This is a genomic window from Xenorhabdus sp. KJ12.1 (assembly GCF_963876495.1).
GTDB lineage: Bacteria > Pseudomonadota > Gammaproteobacteria > Enterobacterales > Enterobacteriaceae > Xenorhabdus > Xenorhabdus stockiae.
Window position 1 is genome coordinate 1 of sequence record NZ_CAWNQH010000069.1, and the last position, 18818, is coordinate 18818.

Annotated in this window: 19 protein-coding genes and 2 tRNA genes; 8 read left to right on the forward strand and 13 right to left on the reverse strand. The window is 42.6% G+C overall.

Going from position 1 to position 18818, the window contains the following annotated elements:
- Positions 1-131 precede the first annotated feature (131 nt).
- From AACS92_RS10595 to AACS92_RS10605, 3 genes are all read right to left on the reverse strand, one after another.
- Positions 132-674, reverse strand: a complete 543-nt coding sequence (locus AACS92_RS10595) for a TorD/DmsD family molecular chaperone (protein WP_099111215.1) — start codon at positions 672-674, stop codon at positions 132-134.
- Between the two features lie 88 nt (positions 675-762).
- Positions 763-1704, reverse strand: a complete 942-nt coding sequence (ghrA, locus tag AACS92_RS10600; RefSeq protein ID WP_099111183.1) for a glyoxylate/hydroxypyruvate reductase GhrA — start codon at positions 1702-1704, stop codon at positions 763-765.
- Between the two features lie 183 nt (positions 1705-1887).
- Positions 1888-2376, reverse strand: a complete 489-nt coding sequence (locus tag AACS92_RS10605; RefSeq protein WP_099111184.1) for a hypothetical protein — start codon at positions 2374-2376, stop codon at positions 1888-1890.
- Between AACS92_RS10605 and AACS92_RS10610 the strand changes: the two genes are divergently transcribed.
- The 3 genes from AACS92_RS10610 (at position 2375) to AACS92_RS10620 (ending at position 3038) form a co-directional block, all read left to right on the forward strand.
- A complete protein-coding gene (locus AACS92_RS10610) occupies positions 2375-2617 on the forward strand; it encodes a hypothetical protein (RefSeq protein ID WP_241537994.1) in 243 nt (80 codons plus the stop codon). The two genes, AACS92_RS10605 and AACS92_RS10610, sit on opposite strands and share 2 nt — an antisense overlap.
- A gap of 210 nt (positions 2618-2827) precedes the next feature.
- Positions 2828-2917: transfer RNA gene (locus tag AACS92_RS10615), tRNA-Ser, on the forward strand.
- A 31-nt stretch (positions 2918-2948) separates the two neighbouring features.
- A tRNA-Ser gene (locus AACS92_RS10620) sits at positions 2949-3038 on the forward strand.
- 98 nt (positions 3039-3136) lie between these two features.
- On the opposite strand, the gene AACS92_RS10625 is transcribed toward AACS92_RS10620, so the two are convergent.
- The 4 genes from AACS92_RS10625 to AACS92_RS10640 form a co-directional block, all read right to left on the reverse strand.
- On the reverse strand, positions 3137-3655 hold the full coding sequence (locus tag AACS92_RS10625) for a DUF6622 family protein (protein ID WP_099111185.1): 519 nt from the start codon (positions 3653-3655) through the stop codon (positions 3137-3139).
- Between the two features lie 94 nt (positions 3656-3749).
- Positions 3750-4124 (reverse strand): VOC family protein, encoded by a 375-nt coding sequence (locus AACS92_RS10630; RefSeq protein ID WP_099111186.1) that lies wholly within the window; start codon positions 4122-4124, stop codon positions 3750-3752.
- Positions 4125-4216: 92 nt separating this feature from the next.
- Positions 4217-4648: a polyketide cyclase gene (locus AACS92_RS10635; RefSeq protein WP_099111187.1), complete on the reverse strand. Its 432-nt coding sequence runs from the start codon at positions 4646-4648 to the stop codon at positions 4217-4219.
- Between the two features lie 87 nt (positions 4649-4735).
- Positions 4736-5422, reverse strand: coding sequence for a helix-turn-helix transcriptional regulator (locus tag AACS92_RS10640; RefSeq protein WP_099111216.1), 687 nt, complete (start codon positions 5420-5422; stop codon positions 4736-4738).
- Positions 5423-6045: 623 nt separating this feature from the next.
- Here AACS92_RS10640 and AACS92_RS10645 point away from each other — a divergent pair.
- A complete protein-coding gene (locus AACS92_RS10645; RefSeq protein ID WP_099111188.1) occupies positions 6046-6669 on the forward strand; it encodes a CDP-alcohol phosphatidyltransferase family protein in 624 nt (207 codons plus the stop codon).
- A 9-nt stretch (positions 6670-6678) separates the two neighbouring features.
- Entirely contained in the window at positions 6679-8448 is a 1770-nt protein-coding gene (locus AACS92_RS10650) for a bifunctional alpha/beta hydrolase/class I SAM-dependent methyltransferase (RefSeq protein WP_099111189.1), read from the forward strand.
- A gap of 75 nt (positions 8449-8523) precedes the next feature.
- Here the strand turns inward: AACS92_RS10650 and AACS92_RS10655 are convergent, their stop codons facing one another.
- Positions 8524-9546, reverse strand: coding sequence for a hypothetical protein (locus AACS92_RS10655; RefSeq protein ID WP_099111190.1), 1023 nt, complete (start codon positions 9544-9546; stop codon positions 8524-8526).
- 555 nt (positions 9547-10101) lie between these two features.
- Between AACS92_RS10655 and dauA the strand changes: the two genes are divergently transcribed.
- Positions 10102-11844, forward strand: coding sequence for a C4-dicarboxylic acid transporter DauA (dauA, locus tag AACS92_RS10660; protein WP_099111191.1), 1743 nt, complete (start codon positions 10102-10104; stop codon positions 11842-11844).
- Between the two features lie 197 nt (positions 11845-12041).
- On the opposite strand, the gene kdsA is transcribed toward dauA, so the two are convergent.
- The 5 genes from kdsA to hemA form a co-directional block, all read right to left on the reverse strand.
- A complete protein-coding gene (gene kdsA, locus AACS92_RS10665) occupies positions 12042-12896 on the reverse strand; it encodes a 3-deoxy-8-phosphooctulonate synthase (protein WP_099111192.1) in 855 nt (284 codons plus the stop codon).
- A gap of 110 nt (positions 12897-13006) precedes the next feature.
- On the reverse strand, positions 13007-13822 hold the full coding sequence (gene sirB1 / locus AACS92_RS10670) for an invasion regulator SirB1 (protein ID WP_099111193.1): 816 nt from the start codon (positions 13820-13822) through the stop codon (positions 13007-13009).
- Complete coding sequence (gene prmC / locus AACS92_RS10675; protein ID WP_099111194.1) at positions 13806-14693, reverse strand: peptide chain release factor N(5)-glutamine methyltransferase; 888 nt, start codon at positions 14691-14693, stop codon at positions 13806-13808. Before prmC ends, sirB1 begins: the two co-directional genes overlap by 17 nt.
- Entirely contained in the window at positions 14693-15775 is a 1083-nt protein-coding gene (gene prfA / locus AACS92_RS10680) for a peptide chain release factor 1 (RefSeq protein WP_099111195.1), read from the reverse strand. The genes prmC and prfA overlap by 1 nt, the downstream gene beginning before the upstream one ends.
- 30 nt (positions 15776-15805) lie before the next feature.
- The gene (gene hemA / locus AACS92_RS10685; protein ID WP_099111196.1) at positions 15806-17065 is read right to left on the reverse strand and encodes a glutamyl-tRNA reductase; all 1260 of its coding nucleotides are present in this window, start codon (positions 17063-17065) and stop codon (positions 15806-15808) included.
- A gap of 244 nt (positions 17066-17309) precedes the next feature.
- On the opposite strand from hemA, the gene lolB reads away from it, so the two are divergent.
- A complete protein-coding gene (lolB, locus tag AACS92_RS10690) occupies positions 17310-17927 on the forward strand; it encodes a lipoprotein insertase outer membrane protein LolB (RefSeq protein ID WP_099111197.1) in 618 nt (205 codons plus the stop codon).
- Positions 17927-18796, forward strand: coding sequence for a 4-(cytidine 5'-diphospho)-2-C-methyl-D-erythritol kinase (gene ispE / locus AACS92_RS10695; RefSeq protein ID WP_099111198.1), 870 nt, complete (start codon positions 17927-17929; stop codon positions 18794-18796). The genes lolB and ispE overlap by 1 nt, the downstream gene beginning before the upstream one ends.
- The last annotated feature ends 22 nt before the right edge of the window (positions 18797-18818 follow it).

An 18818-nucleotide genomic window follows, 5' to 3' on the forward strand; every position in this document is an offset into this window, starting at 1 on the left:
GAAAGGTGTTTTTCTTGGTATAACCTTTGAACTCCACCCGCAAAGCGGGTGGTTTTATGTTTAAGACGCTAACGCGACTTAAACTGGCTAAAGCCATAATCAATCCACTTAGCCTCGGCTAAGTGACAACGTCACTCCGCTTCCAGCTCCTCACGTAGTGCCTGTAATGCTTCACGGGTAATCATAGCCAGAGTCCGATAAAAACCACTGACAGCGTGAGCTTCAACTTTTCCAAGGAACTGCCCACACCACGGCAATAAATATTTATCGAATAATGTTATCTGAGCCTGAACTTCATCTTCTGCCGCCTGATCTTCCAACCATGACGCAGCCAGCAATAAAGAGCCAAACTGATCGGCTGCTGTATCAGATAATGGCATACCCCGCTCGCTCAGGAAATGACGCACTTCATTTTCTGTTCCATCAGTATAATCAGAGCGGCAAATGGCAACTTTAGCCGACTGCCCGACAAACAACGCCTGATAGTCTGATTCTATTAGAGATAAATCGCTATTTTGTTGTAGGCGAACCAATAACTCATCCTGTTCTAAAGGCCATGCCTGCTTTAATTTACCTTCAGCAATCATGTTCATCAGAGGCTGTAACATAGGATCTTGCGGTGCGCGGTTAAATAGGGTGCCTAAAATGCGGCAGACAATCGAAAATTCATTCATGACTTCATTAAATCCCAATAATTTAAAATAACGACTCATCCAAATGGCGTTATTTTGCTAATCATCCGCCATGCTGTAAAGCAGCTTATTAATAGCCAAGCGATATATCCACAAGGCCAGTTGGTGTTTGTCCCTGCTCCATCCGACGGATATTATTACAAATGGCATCCATAGCCTGTTCCGGAATGGTGTTTGCAGCAATATGCGGCGTAATAGTGATACGGGGATGAGTCCAGAATGGGTGCATATTTGACAGCGGCTCTTCAGCGAAGACATCAAGTGTTGCGCCGGCAACATATCCTTTATCAATGGCAGTCAGTAAATCCTGTTCAACAAGATGAGAACCTCTCGCTATGTTGATGATATATGAACCCTCTTTTAATTGACTAAATGCCGAAAAGTTTAACACACCACAGGTTTCAGACGTGCTGGGAAGTAAGTTAATTAATACCTTACAGTCAGAAAGGAACTCTCCAAATTGCTCTTCACCATAAAAATTTTCAACGCCGGTAAGTTGTTTTGGAGTCCTACTCCAACACCGTACCGTAAAATTAAACTCTGTTAATTTCTCAATCACACAGCGCCCTAAAACCCCGGCACCCAGTACACCGATAACAAATTCTTTTCGATCGTGAGGAGATAATGGCTGCCAAATGCGCTGCTCCTGATTACGTTTATACTCGTCCATTCGCCGGAAATAATGTAACACCGCACTCACTGCATACTCCTGCATCTGATACCCCATCCCCGTATCTTCTAGGCGGATTAACGGGACATTAGCTGGCAAAGCTCCGGGGTTTTCCAACTCTTTCTGGAGAATAGAATCAACACCTGCGCCCAGAGAAAATATTCCCTTAAGATCTGAGCGCTCAGTCAACATTTCATAGGGAGGATGCCAAACGAGAGCATAGTCTGCGGGAGCGTTATCACCCTTAGCCCACTTTCTCACTTTAGCATCAGGTAAACGTTCAGTTATTCCTTGAACCCACTTATCGGCATCAGACGCAGGACTAAAAAAAATGATATTCATATAATCTTATCCCTTTTTATTTTTTAATAGATTAAAACTATTGCCGAAAGGTGAAATGTCAAGAAAAACATAGCTGAATGTCGTCCATTCGCTCACCAATATCCACTATTCAATTGAATTGAATCAATTTATATTTCTGCTGACTTTCATGTAATGAAGATTATTTTAGCAATAATGCTATCTTTATGGTCTTTTCAGCATTGCAGTAAGTGACGCGCTACCCGCCACGCAGATGGCCCCCAAAAGAAGTATGACGACAAACACAGATAGTAATATGCCAAAGTGAGATATTTCTGCCGCAATTAATGGCCCGATACTGGCCCCAATAAATAGAATGAATCCATTAAGCGCCATTCCAGCACCTCGATTGGGCGCTGATAGCGAACCAAACTGCGTGATCATCGCAGGAATAGCAAGGGCGATACCGATAACAAAAACCAGACTACCAATGGCAATGCCAGTCAGGGATTGTGACAATATAGCTTCCAGTGACAACCCGACAGCAGCAGTAATATAACCAATGATAGCAATTGCAGGCATACTAATTCTGCTAGCTAATACACCCACCAACAGTGCCGCAAACATACCCGGTAATCCAATTAAGCGCAGTAAAATTACTTTATCCGGCGTCAGTCCCAACTCCCATAAATGGGGGCCTAATGCTATATACATGGCGACAAATGATAACAACAGCGTAATATGCGCGCATGACAGAAGTAAAACCGCCGGGCGAACAATCACACAGGCTCTGGCTCCCGACCATCTGGCATTCTTGATATTGTCCCTAGCCGGATGGTGGTCAGCAGTCCCTCAGGTAGCACGTATGCTCACTGGCTCAGATAGCCAGCAAGAACATGCAAGACGTCGGGCTTCTGTTGTTGAAGCTGCCCGGCGCTTAGCATCAGTACCCTAAATTACAAAAAACTATCAGAGCCTTGATTAAAAACAACTGCAAAAGTGCTATAAATGCTTATCACGTATGCAAATTGTTTTTTATTTGTCTAATCAATCAAAAAGCACGAAAAAATCGTGATAAGCCTGTTGACGCCTGCGCTGCTTTTCCCTATAGTAGCGCCCCGTTGCAGCGACGAATACAAACAGAATCGCTGAAATGACAAAATATGGTGAGGTGTCCGAGTGGTTGAAGGAGCACGCCTGGAAAGTGTGTATACGCGAAAGTGTATCGAGGGTTCGAATCCCTCCCTCACCGCCATATTTTGTAATCAACTGAAAAATTAGAAAACGGTGAGGTGTCCGAGTGGTTGAAGGAGCACGCCTGGAAAGTGTGTATACGTGAAAACGTATCGAGGGTTCGAATCCCTCCCTCACCGCCATTATTTAATATCAGTTGAATAACTTATAAAGATATGATGCCTCGTTAAAATAACGGGGCTTTTTTATTTTATCCTGGTTAAAATTCCCCCTTTTATTCTCATTCAACTCTTCGTTTCTGCCGATCCTTATAATAAGGAATGTAGAGATTCAGTGTTCCACCCCAGAAAATACCATCTAACAAACCACTGGCAAAACCAAATAATAAATTGAAGCTAAAAGAGTGTGTTAGCGCTGGATGTATTGCTGCCGAGGCGGAAATAATGAATTTAACGCAAAATATAATCAGAATAAAAATCAAGGTTAAAGGAGTACCTGAACGGATAATCAAATCGCTGTCAGGCTTTTTTCTTAAGCGGGGCTGAGTACTCCATAATTTCCAGCCTATTGCAATACCTGCCAATATCCCCACAACAAGCGCTAATAATGCCGAAGCCTGAAAAACCGTTTCATGTAGTACAACATAAACTGCCCAGATAAAAAACACGATTGGCAATAAAAATAGACGACTCACCGTCATTTCCCTGTCATCTAATGCTTTAATGCCACGGAGAACCAAAAAAACAAATAAGATCCAAACCCATACCGGTGTATCTTTGATAATCATCAGGATTGACATATCTTTCCTCACTGAGTCCTATTACTTTTAAAAGAGCCTAACCATATAGACTCTTATTATAATTGTTCCTCAATGGGCTTTCTATTTTGTCATCTTAATCCAATAAACAAACGCGAATCATATGACCGTCAGGATCTTCAATAACAAACGTCCGGCCAAATACTTCAGTATGAGGCTCCTGTAATACTTTAACTTTTAGTTCCTGTTGCCATTTTACAAATAATTTATCGATATCTTCGCTATTTGGTAACATGATGCCAATTTCGGAAAATCGGGGAGTATTTAAATCAGGTTTCGTACCCCCTGACCAAATGGAAAATAAAGCTTCAGCACCAGCAGAAAATGCAACGTAACGTTGGCCAGCAAAAACCGGTTCAGAATTAAATATTTTTGTATAAAAGGATGTCGAACGCTCTATATCAGAAACATAGACAAGCTGAAGATTAGGTTTAGCAGTTATTGTTTCCATATTAACCTCATATTAATTTTATCAAAATTTTTATTTGTATTTAAATAAGAGACTGATGTAATTCAATTTTCCCTGATCAATATTTTTCATATTTAATAGGTTTCAACAGTAGCTTTCAGCCTTAATACTGTTTCAACTAAATCATGTGTGACTTGTTTAAAGAAATTCTGAACCTGAATAGCAGGCACATTCGAATCAGGCATAAGTGATACCGTTGCCTTAATCAAATATTCCATATTGCTTTCACGTGGGATAATTTGGTGAGAAAAAAGTAAAGTTCCTATATGTGGAAGACTAACCTGATCAGTGAATTCTTTATTGATTTCAATATTTGAAAGGTAGAATCGAATTTCTGGCTTTCCCCTCAACACCATTCTGCCGTATTGCCCAGTTTTTACCTCACCTTCAAATTGCAAAGACTCAAGATCAGTTTCCCATTTCTTCCTTAACTCAAAATCAACATAATGAGCCCAAATATGCGATGGTTCAGCGTTTACTGGGATAGAAAAAGACAGAACGAGCATAAAATACCTCCAACTATTGTATGTGCTATTAGAATAGCTGTAAGGTATCAACACTGAGTGACAGTTTCTGTCAGTAGCCTGACTTAATCAGTGAGGTATTTTCTTAAATTCTCTCCACTCTTTCAGTAAGGATTGCCTTGATCGGGGGTAACACTGTTTTTCAACATGCAGACTCAAGATTCTGTCAGACCGAAAATGGCGGAATTCTCCACGTAATTCACACCAACCAATCACAATACTGACATTTTCAAAATACCCTAATGCGAATGGCCAGATAGTTCTTTCAGAATCCTGTTCTTTTAAGTCCCGGTAAGTCAAAGTAACTTTACGTCTGGCACGAATTGCTTGCCGGATTGATGAAATATCGATCACGGGCTGAGTAGCGGCCGCAGCAGGCCCAACTAACAAAGAACTGCTCTCCAGAAGTTGCTTCAATTCTGTTGGGATAACCGCTGCAATTTTATTGACAATACCCTTTGCCGCTTCCCTCAATTGTGGATCTGCACGTTTCGCCACCCAATTGGCACCTAATGCCAGCGCTTCGATTTCATTCTGGGTAAACATCAATGGCGGCAATACAAAACCGGGCCTTAAGACATACCCCACCCCCGGTTCCCCCTCAATAATCGCTCCCTGCTCCTGTAAAGTGGCAATATCCCGATAAAGCGTTCTTAAGCTAATATTCATCTTCTGGGCTAATACTTTTCCCTGCACAGGAAAATGATAGCTACGTAATATTTCAATCAAAGATAACAGACGCTGCGCTCTGGACAATGTTCCATCCTCATCCAATTTATTTATTCATTAAATCATAGGATAACTACTGAAGTGGACTCAAATGAATCTGAAGGGATCTTGGTAAATATATACGCCGAGAGATCCATAAAATAGCCCGTTTTTATAACGCCCGACAAGCTGTATACCAATAGAAATACCCTATCACTCCAGCCAAGTGGCAATGAAATAGCTAGCTGACCAGAAATATTGAAAGGATAGGCAAACACTGAATCTGTCCATTTGGCGGTGAAACAGTAAACCTAATGTGTAATTTTCCCGTATCACGCTCTGACAGTTCTAACCATGGTAAATCCGGGGTCGGAGGTGTGTAAGGCTCATCCGGAAGTACTCCTGCCAAAGCATCCGAATAAGCCGCCGTATCTCTGACAGAGCGTGTACAACAAAGAAAATAGGTACCACCATACCAGTAGTCACCATAATAGTGATACTTAAACTGGTTTTGGTGACTTATACACGGCAGGGAATAATGGTGATTACTCACTGAAAAGTAACCTGGAAAATGAATAGCATATCAGTATGTTTTTCTACACATAATATTTGACATCACATGGTACATTAATAACACTGATATTTTTACCTCTAACGGATCTAGGGAAATAATGACTATATATGATCTAAAACCCCGTTTTCAGAACCTGTTACGGCCTATCGTCATTCGTCTTCATCATCTGGGATATACAGCCAATCAAGTCACATTATCCGCTCTGTTTTTATCACTTTTTATCGGTTTATTATTAAGTTTACTTCCCACACCTTCCCTATATTGGATACTGCCTGTTTTTCTATTTATTCGTATGGCACTGAATGCAATTGATGGAATGCTGGCGCGGGAACATAACCAAAAATCTCATTTAGGTGCTATTTATAATGAGTTAGGAGATATTATTTCTGATGTTGCCCTCTATCTTCCCTTCTGTTTTTTACCCGGTGTCAGCAATATCAGTTTACTGATTATTCTATTTCTTACCATTTTGACTGAGTTTATTGGTGTATTAGCACAAACCATCGGCGCATCACGACGCTATGATGGCCCAATGGGAAAAAGTGATCGCGCTTTTGTTTTTGGCACTTATGGGTTGATTATTGCCATTTTTCCTTCGGCTTTAAATTGGAGTAGTTACCTGTTTCCTTTTATCGCTATCTTACTTGTAATGACTTGCTATCAGCGGGTTGTCAAAGCCCTGTACGAGATCAGGCAAATTGAACAATCCCAATCCAGATAAGGCCCCATAATGACACAGCTATTCAAACAACGTATTGCTGAAGAACACTACTTCACTACATCTGATGATGTATCTCTGTTTTATCGTCACTGGCCACAGCAACAAATCAAAGCAGAAAAAGCGATTATTATTTTTCACCGTGGTCATGAACACTCCGGACGCGTTCAGCATATTGTTGATGAACTCAATCTGCCTGATTTTGCTGTCTTTGCGTGGGATGCCCGTGGTCATGGTCAGACAAAAGGAGCACGTGGCTATAGTCCGTCAGTCGGCACATCAATTCGTGATGTAGATGAATTTGTCCGGTTTATTGCCGCTAAATATGATATTGCGATGGAAAATATCGTAGTGATTGGTCAGAGTGTCGGCGCTGTATTAGTGTCCGCTTGGGTACATGATTATGCGCCGAAAATCCGGGCGATGATCCTTGCTGCTCCGGCTTTTGATATTAAATTATATATTCCTTTCGCTACGCAGGGATTGCAGTTGATGCAGAAGATTCGCGGAATTTTCTTCGTCAATTCCTATGTAAAAGCGAAATTTTTAACTCACGATGAAACCCGTATTGCGTCTTATAATAACGATCCACTGATTACCCGTGAGATTGCAGTCAATATCTTGCTGGAGCTTTATCAAACCTCAGAACGTGTCGTTAAAGATGCCGCCGCGATCACACTTCCTACTCAATTATTCATTTCAGGCAGTGATTATGTTGTGAATTCAAAACCACAGCACCAGTTCTACCAGCAATTAAGTAGCCCAATAAAAGAGAAACATGTCATGGCAGGTTTCTATCACGATACGCTGGGTGAAAAAGATCGACACCTTATTTTTGATAAGATCCGGCTTTTTCTGGAACGTATTTTTGCTATTCCACGTTACCAGCATAACTATGAGCAACAAGATATCTGGAGCTACTCCGCCGATGAGTTTCGTGCACTCAGTACCTCTCTTCCTCATTTCAGTGCCAAAAACCTCGCTTATAAATTAATGCGTAAGGCCATGAAAAGTCACTTAGGTAAGGCTTCAGAAGGAATACGGCTGGGTCTTACAACAGGATTTGATTCGGGTTCTACACTGGATTATATCTACCGTGATCAGCCACAAGGTCAGGGAATTTGGGGGAGACTGCTGGATAAACACTACCTGAACAGCATTGGCTGGCGTGGTATACGGCAACGTAAAATTCATATCGAAACGCTGATCCGACAGGCCATTCGTTGTTTGCATGAACAAAAAATGCCAGTACATATTGTGGATATTGCTGCCGGGCATGGGCGCTATGTTCTCGATGCCATCAATGAGTTCAGTAAAGTTGATTCTGTTTTATTGAGAGATTATAGCGATATTAATGTACGTCAGGGGCAGGCTTATATTGAAGAACGCCATTTGTCAGAAAAGATTCAGTTTGTTATCGGAAATGCTTTTGATGCTGATAGCATAGCCTCAATAACACCCGCGCCAACACTGGGAATTGTTTCAGGCCTCTACGAATTATTTTCTGATAATAATCTGGTCAGAAATTCCCTACACGGGCTTGCTGAAGCTATTACAGAAAATGGTTATCTGATATATACCAGCCAGCCGTGGCATCCGCAGCTTGAAATTATTGCTCGTGTTCTTTCAAGCCACCGAGAAAATGAACCGTGGATCATGCGACGTCGCACACAAGGTGAAATGGATGCATTGGTGGAAGCGGCCGGATTTGAGAAGTTATACCAGTTAACAGATAACTGGGGTATCTTTTCCGTTTCAATTGCTAAGCGTGTTTATCGTTGAAAATAATATGAGCCAGTATTCACTGGCTCATATTATTTTATTAAAAATTTTCATAATGATAAATTAAGACCTTCGTTAATTTAATATAGACATAATTGGCACTATCATTTTTGCTACAGGGTAAACTCCATGATAATTACATTCATCATTTTTTTTACTAGAAGATATTTTGGCATTATTTTGAATCTGTCTTGGAAGACAAATCATAGAAACCTGGTTTTCCACCAATCTTCTTTCCTCACTAGATACAACAATATTATTAAAGTTTAAGTCTTCACCAATTTGGTTATGCAAACTTAGTAGAAAAGCCACTGAACTTATAAGCATTATCGGTACATGATGCTGATTGATAACCGAATATTCGACGTATTGATGCCTTCTAGAATGTCCCGGACTCGTATCTGTAACAGTGTTTCTTCTTCCACGAATTAAATCTTCAGGATGTACTAATCCTAGAGCATGACCAATCTCATGAAGTAGAATTGTATATGTATGAAGCTCTGCATACTCTCTAAAAGAATGATCGAGCCCCATAGTTTCTATCCAGGTAGTGAAAAGTAAAGAAGATACTTCGATTTCTGGTGCCATATATATTCCTGATGACGTAATACCATAATCAAATCGATCTTCTTCGTATTGTCTCGAATAAGGAAAAATCGTGAACGCTTCTAAATCCCCCAAGTAATAGTCACTATGACTGGTATCTAACATAGTGGGCAACATAGTTTGTACCACGAAATTTGAAGGCCCCCCAACATGCCCTTCAGCAATAGTGAAATGTACACCTAATACATTATTCCAATAATTTACAGCGCGGCGCATAAGTGGTGCTATATAAATATCAACATGCCCCTCCGGCGGATAAATGTAACGTATAAATAAAAGAGGATCAGGCAATATATATCGCATTACACTGCCATACCCTACTACAGGATTATAAGGATTACGATCCAAATCATAAAATAATCCGACAACAGAGGATCTTATATCATTTTCAGATAACGGGTTATCATCCATATCATCTGCTGCTATGCCAGATAATGATGAAAATGATAATACTATGACTATTAATATAAATATTTTATTTATTAAGCCCATAAAACACTCCTCCTACCATTATCAAACAATTACTTCAATCCATAAAGAATTTTTTAAATTTAACCATTATAAAAATATAATTAACCTGTTATTAAGCTAAAAGTCTCTTATATTAATAAGTCACTCACATATAATGGCCAGTCTTATAGCGTTCGCCATTAATACTTTTGTACTGATACAGGAAATTTGAACAACTTATTGATTTATAATTTTTTATTCACTAATCTTGATCGTTACCAAAAATAGTAATTACATATAAAAATAGTACCTCATGTTGCTATCTGTCAATAAATCTACATTTAAAAATTCATCATCTCTGATCTCAAAACAATATCATCAAAAACAGCATTCGTTTGATTTTTATTTATTCAACGCTAACCTATCAGGTAACTTTTTGACGTATAACACCTTTATTAGGTAACTAAAGCGATATCCTTATCTCTGTTTCTTATTTCAATCCACTATACACAATGGACTTCAAGATACATCGCGGCGGCAAGCAACTTGAATGACAAAGTGTATAAATGGATCTTTTATTCTTAGGTCTTACATGAAATGAATACTAAAAAAATCAATGGAATACGGATTTTTAGCGCATTTATTGACGCTTGCTGGAAAGAATCTTACTCTTTCTCCCGTTTTATCAAAGATATCATTGCTGGTATCACTGTGGGTATTATCGCTATTCCTCTGGCAATGGCTCTGGCTATAGGGAGTGGAGTGGCACCGCAGTATGGTCTTTATACCGCAGCAATCGCCGGTATCGTTATCGCCATTACCGGCGGTTCACGTTATAGCGTATCCGGGCCGACTGCCGCCTTTGTCGTCATTCTCTATCCGGTATCACAACAATTTGGCCTGAGTGGCCTATTGATAGCGACACTCATGTCCGGTGTTATCCTGATTGTTATGGGTCTGGCTCGTCTGGGTCGCCTTATCGAATACATTCCGCTTTCTGTAACCCTTGGGTTCACTTCCGGCATTGCTATCACGATTGCCACCATGCAGATACAAAATTTCTTTGGCTTGCAAATCAGCGAAGTTCCGGAAAACTATATCGATAAAGTCATTACTCTCTCTCAGGCAATTCCTTCATTTCATTTTAGTGACACAATTATTGGCTTGACTACCCTTCTGATATTAATCTTCTGGCCCAAACTGGGATTAAAGTTACCGGGTCACTTACCTGCTTTAGCTGCCGGAACGGCTATTATGGGAATAATGCATCTGCTGGGGCATGATGTAGCTACTATCGGCTCTTCATTCAGTTATACGCTGGAGGATGGAACACAAGGTCAGGGCATTCCGCCAATCCTGCCTCAGTTTGTATTGCCGTGGAATTTACCGAATTCTCCTTCTTTCGATATTAGCTGGAATACAATTTCCGCATTAATGCCTGCTGCATTTTCAATGGCTATGTTAGGCGCGATTGAATCTTTACTGTGTGCGGTCATTCTTGATGGTATGACAGGAAAAAAACATCATTCCAACAGTGAGTTGGTCGGGCAAGGCTTAGGCAATATTGCTGCACCCTTCTTTGGTGGTATCACAGCCACCGCCGCTATTGCCCGTTCTGCAGCTAATGTGCGAGCCGGAGCAACCTCCCCTGTCGCCACAGTGATTCACTCTTTATTGGTGTTATTAACTTTACTGCTTCTGGCCCCCATGCTTTCGTACTTACCGTTAGCTGCAATGTCCGCTATTTTACTGATTGTGGCCTGGAATATGAGTGAAGCCCATAAAGTGGTGGATTTAATTCGCCATGCACCCAGAGATGACATTATTGTGATGCTGCTATGCATGTCATTGACCGTTCTGTTTGATATGGTGATCGCAATTACTGTAGGCATCGTTCTGGCATCACTACTGTTTATGCGTAAAATCGCCAATATGACCCGTATCAGCACTTCTGCCATAACAGATGCTGAGAAAGGATTCTTGGTTGTTCGGATTAACGGGCCACTTTTCTTTGCAGCTGCGGAGCGCATTTTTACTGAATTAAAAGAAGAAAGTGCTGAATATCAAAACATCATTATGCAGTGGGATGCGGTTCCTGTACTGGATGCAGGCGGGTTACATGCTTTTCAGAGTTTTGTTCGCGAGATGGCTAAAGAGTCGAAACAGGTTGTTGTCTGTGATATCCCCTTCCAACCTTTGAAAACACTGGCAAGAGCTAAAGTCACACCCATTGCAGGGCAACTCAGTTTTTATGCGACTTTACCTAAGGCATTAAAAGAGATGAAAGTGGAATATCCACCTGAAATTTGTGTCTCACTGGATAAAGCCTCCCATCAATAATTAAAATATGCGGTTACAAGGTATACCCTTCGTCTTTCAAGTTGCCTCTTTGTTGGCTGCGCTCACTCACCCCGGTCACATAGTTATCTATGCTCCCGGGGATGAACTCCCTTGCCGCCGCGATGCAACTTGAAATCCATTGGGTATATATTTATCTGCAACCGCAATTTCAGCAATACATCCGACCAGCTCAAGAATTATTTACTGGTATCCAGCTCAGGAAAGCTTTTCACTACATCATCAATGGCTTTCATCTGCATCAGGAATGCTTCCAATTTTGCCAGTGGCAGAGCAGATGGGCCGTCACATTTTGCATTTTCCGGGTCTGGATGTGCTTCGAGGAATAAACCTGCGATACCCACAGCCATTCCCGCACGAGCCAGTTCAGCAACCTGCCCGCGGCGTCCGCCGGAAGCTGCACCGAATGGATCACGGCACTGTAAAGCATGAGTCACATCGAAAATGATCGGTGAACCGTTGGTTGCCTGTTGCATCACACCAAAGCCCAGCATATCTACAACCAGATTGTCATAACCGAAGTTGCTGCCACGGTCACACAAAATCACCTGATCATTACCGCCTTCTTTGAATTTCTCGACGATATTGCCCATTTGCCCCGGGCTGACAAACTGGGGTTTTTTAACATTAATCACTGCACCCGTTTTCGCCATCGCTTCCACCAGATCGGTCTGGCGAGCAAGAAAAGCAGGAAGTTGGATAACATCAACCACTTCAGCTACAGGTTGTGCTTGCGCGGGTTCGTGTACATCAGTAATAATTTTTACGCCGAAGGTTTGTTTCAGTTCCTGAAAAATTTTCATTCCCTCTTCAAGGCCCGGGCCACGGTAAGAACGGATAGAAGAGCGGTTAGCCTTATCAAAAGAGGCTTTAAAAACATAAGGAATGCCCAGTTTTTGTGTCACCGTGACATAGTGTTCACAAATCTTCATGGCCAAATCCCGTGATTCCAGGACATTCATGCCACCAAACAACACAAATGGCAGATCATTTGCGACCCTGATATCACCAATATTAACCACTTTCTGTTGCATGCTTATACCTTCTGTTGTTAAGGGTAAAAAATTTTAATAAAACACCAAATCAGGTGTGAGTAACTCTGCCACCATCCGCTTAATACCTGACTACCAATACGGTAGTAAGGTCAGTGCAGCACTATGGTTCGGCGTTCTCTATCTATAGAATTAATCTGCATTTTTATCATCTCTGAGATAGGGTCTTCAGGACAATGTTCTACAAAGTAACTCAGATCTGAAACCGCAATATGATCACAATCAAGCTGGGCATAAATAAGCCCACGATCACGGATTTCATACGGGTCATCCGGATCAAACATCAGCACCACTTCACTGGCTTTGAGTGCCAGTTCCATCTTTTTTTCTTCCATCAGAGAAACTTTGATCGTATCAGTGATTTTGCGTACTAAGCTGCTGTTATCGGCTTCCTGTAAGTCTTTCTTTTCCAGCCGGACAGTCGGGCCAATGTTACCTTTCAGCCAGACATCAAGGATATGTTCATTAAGCGTTTCCCCATTCATGGGGTTAATAAACCAGGCAGGTTGATCAGGCAAATCAATACGTAATATCAACTGGGTCGGAAATATTACCGGCGTTATAGGAATATCCAACATCTGAGCGATATGCACAAATAGCGCACCCAGTGCAACCGGTGCACCCTGACGGGAAACAATTACACTATCCAGCCATAGAGTATCCGATAGACAGTACACCCCATTTGCTCCACCAAACTTCCACTCCTGATAAAAAAGTGTCAGTAATGATTGCAGTTTTTCTTTATGGCCATTGATTGAAAAAAGTGCCTGCTGTGCTTCTTCGACTAACGCAGTTAACTGCTCTGACACTAATGCCTGAGGGAAATCAGGGCGAATAGCCTTTGATACCAGAATAATACCGTCAATCAGGGGAGCATCATTGAATTCATAATTAGTTATGGGTTTCATTTTTATTCCATCGACCTACCGTGATACGTTCATTACCACCATAATCCTGAAAAGTCGCTATCTGATGATAACCCTTCTCTAAAAACAGGTTCCTGACAACTGCTCCCTGTTTCCAGCCATGCTCCAATAACAGCCATCCATTCGGTAATAGAAAATGGCGGGCCTGTTCCACTATTGCCTGTAAATCCGCCAAACCATTTTGTGCGGCAATCAATGCAGTGGCCGGTTCAAACCTAACATCCCCTTCTTTCAGGTGAGGGTCATTCTCATCTATATACGGGGGATTACTGACAATCATATCAAATTGTCTGTCACCCACTGCAGAAAACCACTCACTTTGTAAAAAATTCACATTGTGAATGGCTTCTTGTCCATTGACTTTTCCAATATTGATCTTTTCAACATTGTTTTTTGCCAGTATGACTGCTTCAGGATTAATATCGACCCCCGTGACATGGCAATCACGCCTTTCAGTTGCCAGTGCCAGAGCGATCGCGCCCGTTCCCGTGCCAAGATCGAGGATTTGTGCCGGCGTTTCCGGCAACAATTCAAGCGCTTTTTCCACCAGACACTCCGTGTCAGGTCGCGGGATCAGGGTTGCGGGTGAGACTGCGAGTGGTAATGACCAGAACTCTTTCTCACCGACAATATAAGCGATTGGTTCACCTTTCAGTCGGCGAACCAGTAAGCCATCAAGCTGAAGGGATTCTTCTCCTGAAATGGACGTTTCACTAAATGCTATCAGGTAGGTACGGGAGCGACCTGTCACATGCCCCAACAGGATCTCCGCCTCTCGCTTAGGGCTGCTACCAGCAGGCAAATTATCAGATAACTGAGCCGCTGCGTATTGCAGCCAATGTTGATAGTTCATTAATCCTGCTCTGACAGTGCAGATAACTGGTCAGCCTGATATTCGGTAATGATTGGCTGGATCAACATATCCAGTTTGCCTTCCATGACTTCATCAAGGCGGTATAGCGTCAGGTTGATGCGGTGGTCAGTCACTCGCCCTTGCGGGAAGTTATAAGTCCGGTTGCGATCTGAACGGTCACCGGAACCAAGCAGGTTGCGGCGCTCAGAGGCTTCAGCTTCCTGACGCTTCTGCATTTCAGCAGCACGAATACGGGCACCCAATACAGATAATGCTTTAGCTTTATTTTTATGTTGCGAACGTTCGTCCTGACATTCCACCACAATTCCGGTAGGAATATGGGTAATTCGGATCGCGGAGTCGGTGGTATTAACGTGCTGACCACCCGCACCGGAAGAACGGAAGGTATCAATTTTCAGGTCTGCTGAGCTGATTTCCGGCAATTCAGCTTCCGGGATTTCCGGCAATACCGCTACTGTACAGGCTGAAGTATGGATACGACCCTGAGATTCTGTTTCCGGCACACGTTGAACACGATGACCGCCTGATTCAAATTTCAAATGCCCATAAACCTGCTCACCAGAAACTTTCGCGATAACCTCTTTGTAACCGCCATGTTCCCCTTCGTTGGCACTCATAATCTCTACTTTCCAACGACGAGATTCGGCGTAACGGCTATACATGCGGAACAGATCTCCGGCAAATATTGCCGCTTCATCACCACCGGTTCCCGCACGAACTTCGAGAAAACAGTTGCGCTCATCATCCAGATCTTTTGGTAACAGCAATAACTGGAGTTGCTGCTCCAACTCTTCATTACGAATTTTTGCGTCCTTGAGTTCTTCCTGCGCCATTTCCCTCATTTCAGGATCATCAAGCATCATCTCGGCTGTCTGTAAGTCATCCTGAATTGTTTTCCAGGATTTGAAACAGCTAGTTACATCGGTAAGTTGAGCATATTCCTTTGATAATGCACGGAAACGCTCTTGATCAGCGATCACTTCGGCATCACCGAGGTGAGCCAGTACTTCTTCATGGCGTTCTTGCAATGCTTCCAGTTTAGCGACAATAGAAGGCTTCATTCGTAATATCAGACCTTATTTAGAATAGGGTTATGGATCCAGCCCAAGGCTGTCCCGCAGGAGATTCAGGCGTTCTAAATCGCCGTCACTGGCAGCCTTTTGGAGTGATTTAGTTGGTGTATGGATCAGACGATTCGTCAATTGGTGAGTTAACTGGTTGATGACCTGTTCTGCGTCAGCACCCTGCTGTATGGACATTAATGCTTTTGCAGTCATCTCAGCCCTGATTTTTTCTGCCTGTTCCCGATATTCGCGAATTGTATTAACTGCGCCCTGCGAACGCAACCAATCCATAAAATGAGTGCTCTCTTGTTGTACAATTCCTTCAGCAATCACAGCCGCCGCTTTACGTTGCGCAAGATTTTGCTGAATAATGGCCTGTAAGTCATCAACGCTGTACAAATAGGCATCACTCAATTTCTCAACATCCGGCTCGATATCTCGGGGAACAGCAATATCAATCAGCAACATGGGTTGATTACGACGTAATTTTAGTGCCCGTTCGACCATTCCTTTACCAATAATCGGTAAAGGACTGGCTGTAGAACTAATGACTATATCTGCTTCTGCCAGTCGGGTATCAATTTCTGACAAGGATATCACTTCCGCATTCACCTCATTCGCCAACGTATACGCACGCTCTTTCGTGCGGTTGGCAATCATAAGATGGTTAACCCGGTGCTCTTTAAGATGACGGGCGACAAGCTCAATCGTTTCCCCGGCTCCCACCAGCAGAATATTTAACTGAGAAAGCGACTCAAAGATCTGCCGGGCGAGCGTACAGGCAGCAAAAGCGACAGAAACCGCATTCGCCCCAATTTCTGTTTCAGTTCTGACCCGTTTGGCAACAGAAAATGATTTCTGGAACAGGCGCTCTAATTCCCCTGATAAGGATTGGTAGCTCTGCGATTCAGAAAAGGCTTTTTTCACCTGACCTAAAATTTGAGGTTCACCAAGCACCAGTGAATCCAGACCGCTGGCAACCCTCATTAAATGGCTGACAGCATCACTCCCCAGGTGCCAGTAAAGGCTCGTGTTGAGTTCATCGTGGCTTAACTGGTGATATTCGCATAACCAATTGATGAGTTGCTCTTTCAGGTTGTCCTGCTGTTCAACACTGAGATACAGTTCAGTACGATTACAGGTTGACAGCACAACCCCGCCTCTCACCAGCGGCTGCTGGAGCAGATTATCAAGTGCAAGCCCTATCGTATCGGGAGAAAAAGCTACCCGTTCACGCAAAGAAACAGGCGCTGTTTTGTGATTTATACCGAGTGCTAATAAAGTCATCTTAACTGCGTTGAGTTATCTGGCATTGGCTCATAACAATATTAATAATCATTCTCATAAACCTACACCTTTCGTAAGGACTCTCATTGGTTGAGCATTCTACTTGATGCAACAGTTCAATAAAAGTCAATCAAACAGTTCGACTATAATTATTCGGGAAATTTTAACGAAACTTCGCTAAATTACCTCCTTGATTATAGACTTTGATTGCACATTACTCGCTATCACACCATTGGGCTACCCTATGAAAATATCATCATTTTTTCGTTTACTCCCCCTCTCCGCTGTTCTGCTGACGGCCTGTACCGTTACACAGGCACCAGACGGAACAGGGTCAATGAGTTCCCCGCAATGGAATGATCGCAAAACACAATTGCAAAATTTGACTCATTATCAAACCCGGGGATCTTTCGCTTATCTGGCAAATGAAAAAAAAGTGTATGCCCGTTTTTTCTGGCAACAATATGCGGCAAATAACTACAAGCTACTTCTGCTGAATCCCTTAGGGACAACTGAGCTGGAATTAACTGTTCAGCCTAATATCACCCAGATTACTGACAATGAAGGGAAAAAATATATCAGTAATAATCCGGAAGAACTGATTTATAAACTGACCAATATGAATATTCCGTTGGATAATCTGAAAAGCTGGATTATCGGCCTGCCCGGCAATGCCCGCGATTTTCAGCTGGATAAAAACTATCTGCTTAAATCAGTAAGCGATAAAGAAAATGGTGAAATCTGGCAGGTAAATTATCAGGGATACGATACGTCAATGACTCCCGCCTTACCAAACCGGCTGGAACTGACCCAAGGTAAAAACCGTATTAAACTGAAAATGGATAACTGGACTACCCAATAATGACTTTAACCTGGCCTTCTCCGGCAAAATTAAATTTATTTTTATATATCACCGGACGCCGTTCTGATGGCTATCATGAACTACAAACACTGTTTCAGTTTCTGGATTATGGTGATGAAATAACCATCACTCCCCGTCAGGATAATCAGATCCGCCTGCTGACACCTGTTAAAGGCGTGCCAAATGACGATAATCTGATCGTCCGGGCTGCGCGGTTATTACAAGAGCACGCTGAAAAGCAGTCAATCGGCACCCAATACCGGGGCGCAGATATCCACATTCATAAACGTTTGCCCATGGGTGGCGGTCTGGGTGGAGGTTCTTCCAATGCAGCCACGGTACTGATTGCCCTGAACTATCACTGGCAGACAAACCTGTCGGATGATGAACTGGCACAACTTGGCGTCACTCTCGGCGCAGACGTTCCTGTCTTCGTTAAAGGGCACGCAGCTTTTGCCGAAGGCATCGGTGAAAAATTGCAACCAGCCTCACCTGAAGAGAAATGGTTTCTGGTTGCTCACCCCGGAATTGAGATCCCGACCCCAAAAATATTCACAGATCCTGAATTAAAAAGAAATTCTCCGATCCGCACTTTACCCGCATTATTACAGGCACCATTCAAAAATGATTGTGAGCCAATCGCAAGAAAACGTTTCCGTAAGGTTGAACAGCTTCTTTCATGGCTGTTAGAATACACTCCGTCACGCCTGACCGGGACAGGTGCATGTGTTTTCGGCGAGTTCGAATCAGAAGCATCAGCCCGTAAGGTGTTAAATCAAGCCCCAGAGTGGATGCAGGGCTTTGTTGCGCGTGGCGTTAATATTTCACCATTGCATACATTTCGCTGCAAACAAACAGCTCTGGGATAAACATGTTATTGAACCAATGGAT

What these genes read in the sequence shown, in the direction of transcription:
- AACS92_RS10630 (WP_099111186.1), bottom strand. Translation starts at nt 4,124, where the DNA reads ATGGAAACAATAACTGCTAAACCTAATCTTCAGCTTGTCTATGTTTCT.
- AACS92_RS10650 (WP_099111189.1), top strand. Translation starts at nt 6,679, where the DNA reads ATGACACAGCTATTCAAACAACGTATTGCTGAAGAACACTACTTCACT.
- AACS92_RS10610 (WP_241537994.1), top strand. Translation starts at nt 2,375, where the DNA reads ATGGCGACAAATGATAACAACAGCGTAATATGCGCGCATGACAGAAGT.
- AACS92_RS10645 (WP_099111188.1), top strand. Translation starts at nt 6,046, where the DNA reads ATGACTATATATGATCTAAAACCCCGTTTTCAGAACCTGTTACGGCCT.
- kdsA (WP_099111192.1), bottom strand. Translation starts at nt 12,896, where the DNA reads ATGCAACAGAAAGTGGTTAATATTGGTGATATCAGGGTCGCAAATGAT.
- sirB1 (WP_099111193.1), bottom strand. Translation starts at nt 13,822, where the DNA reads ATGAAACCCATAACTAATTATGAATTCAATGATGCTCCCCTGATTGAC.
- lolB (WP_099111197.1), top strand. Translation starts at nt 17,310, where the DNA reads ATGAAAATATCATCATTTTTTCGTTTACTCCCCCTCTCCGCTGTTCTG.
- dauA (WP_099111191.1), top strand. Translation starts at nt 10,102, where the DNA reads ATGAATACTAAAAAAATCAATGGAATACGGATTTTTAGCGCATTTATT.
- AACS92_RS10635 (WP_099111187.1), bottom strand. Translation starts at nt 4,648, where the DNA reads ATGCTCGTTCTGTCTTTTTCTATCCCAGTAAACGCTGAACCATCGCAT.
- AACS92_RS10595 (WP_099111215.1), bottom strand. Translation starts at nt 674, where the DNA reads ATGAATGAATTTTCGATTGTCTGCCGCATTTTAGGCACCCTATTTAAC.
- prfA (WP_099111195.1), bottom strand. Translation starts at nt 15,775, where the DNA reads ATGAAGCCTTCTATTGTCGCTAAACTGGAAGCATTGCAAGAACGCCAT.
- hemA (WP_099111196.1), bottom strand. Translation starts at nt 17,065, where the DNA reads ATGACTTTATTAGCACTCGGTATAAATCACAAAACAGCGCCTGTTTCT.
- ghrA (WP_099111183.1), bottom strand. Translation starts at nt 1,704, where the DNA reads ATGAATATCATTTTTTTTAGTCCTGCGTCTGATGCCGATAAGTGGGTT.
- AACS92_RS10655 (WP_099111190.1), bottom strand. Translation starts at nt 9,546, where the DNA reads ATGGGCTTAATAAATAAAATATTTATATTAATAGTCATAGTATTATCA.
- ispE (WP_099111198.1), top strand. Translation starts at nt 17,927, where the DNA reads ATGACTTTAACCTGGCCTTCTCCGGCAAAATTAAATTTATTTTTATAT.
- AACS92_RS10625 (WP_099111185.1), bottom strand. Translation starts at nt 3,655, where the DNA reads ATGTCAATCCTGATGATTATCAAAGATACACCGGTATGGGTTTGGATC.
- prmC (WP_099111194.1), bottom strand. Translation starts at nt 14,693, where the DNA reads ATGAACTATCAACATTGGCTGCAATACGCAGCGGCTCAGTTATCTGAT.
- AACS92_RS10605 (WP_099111184.1), bottom strand. Translation starts at nt 2,376, where the DNA reads ATGTATATAGCATTAGGCCCCCATTTATGGGAGTTGGGACTGACGCCG.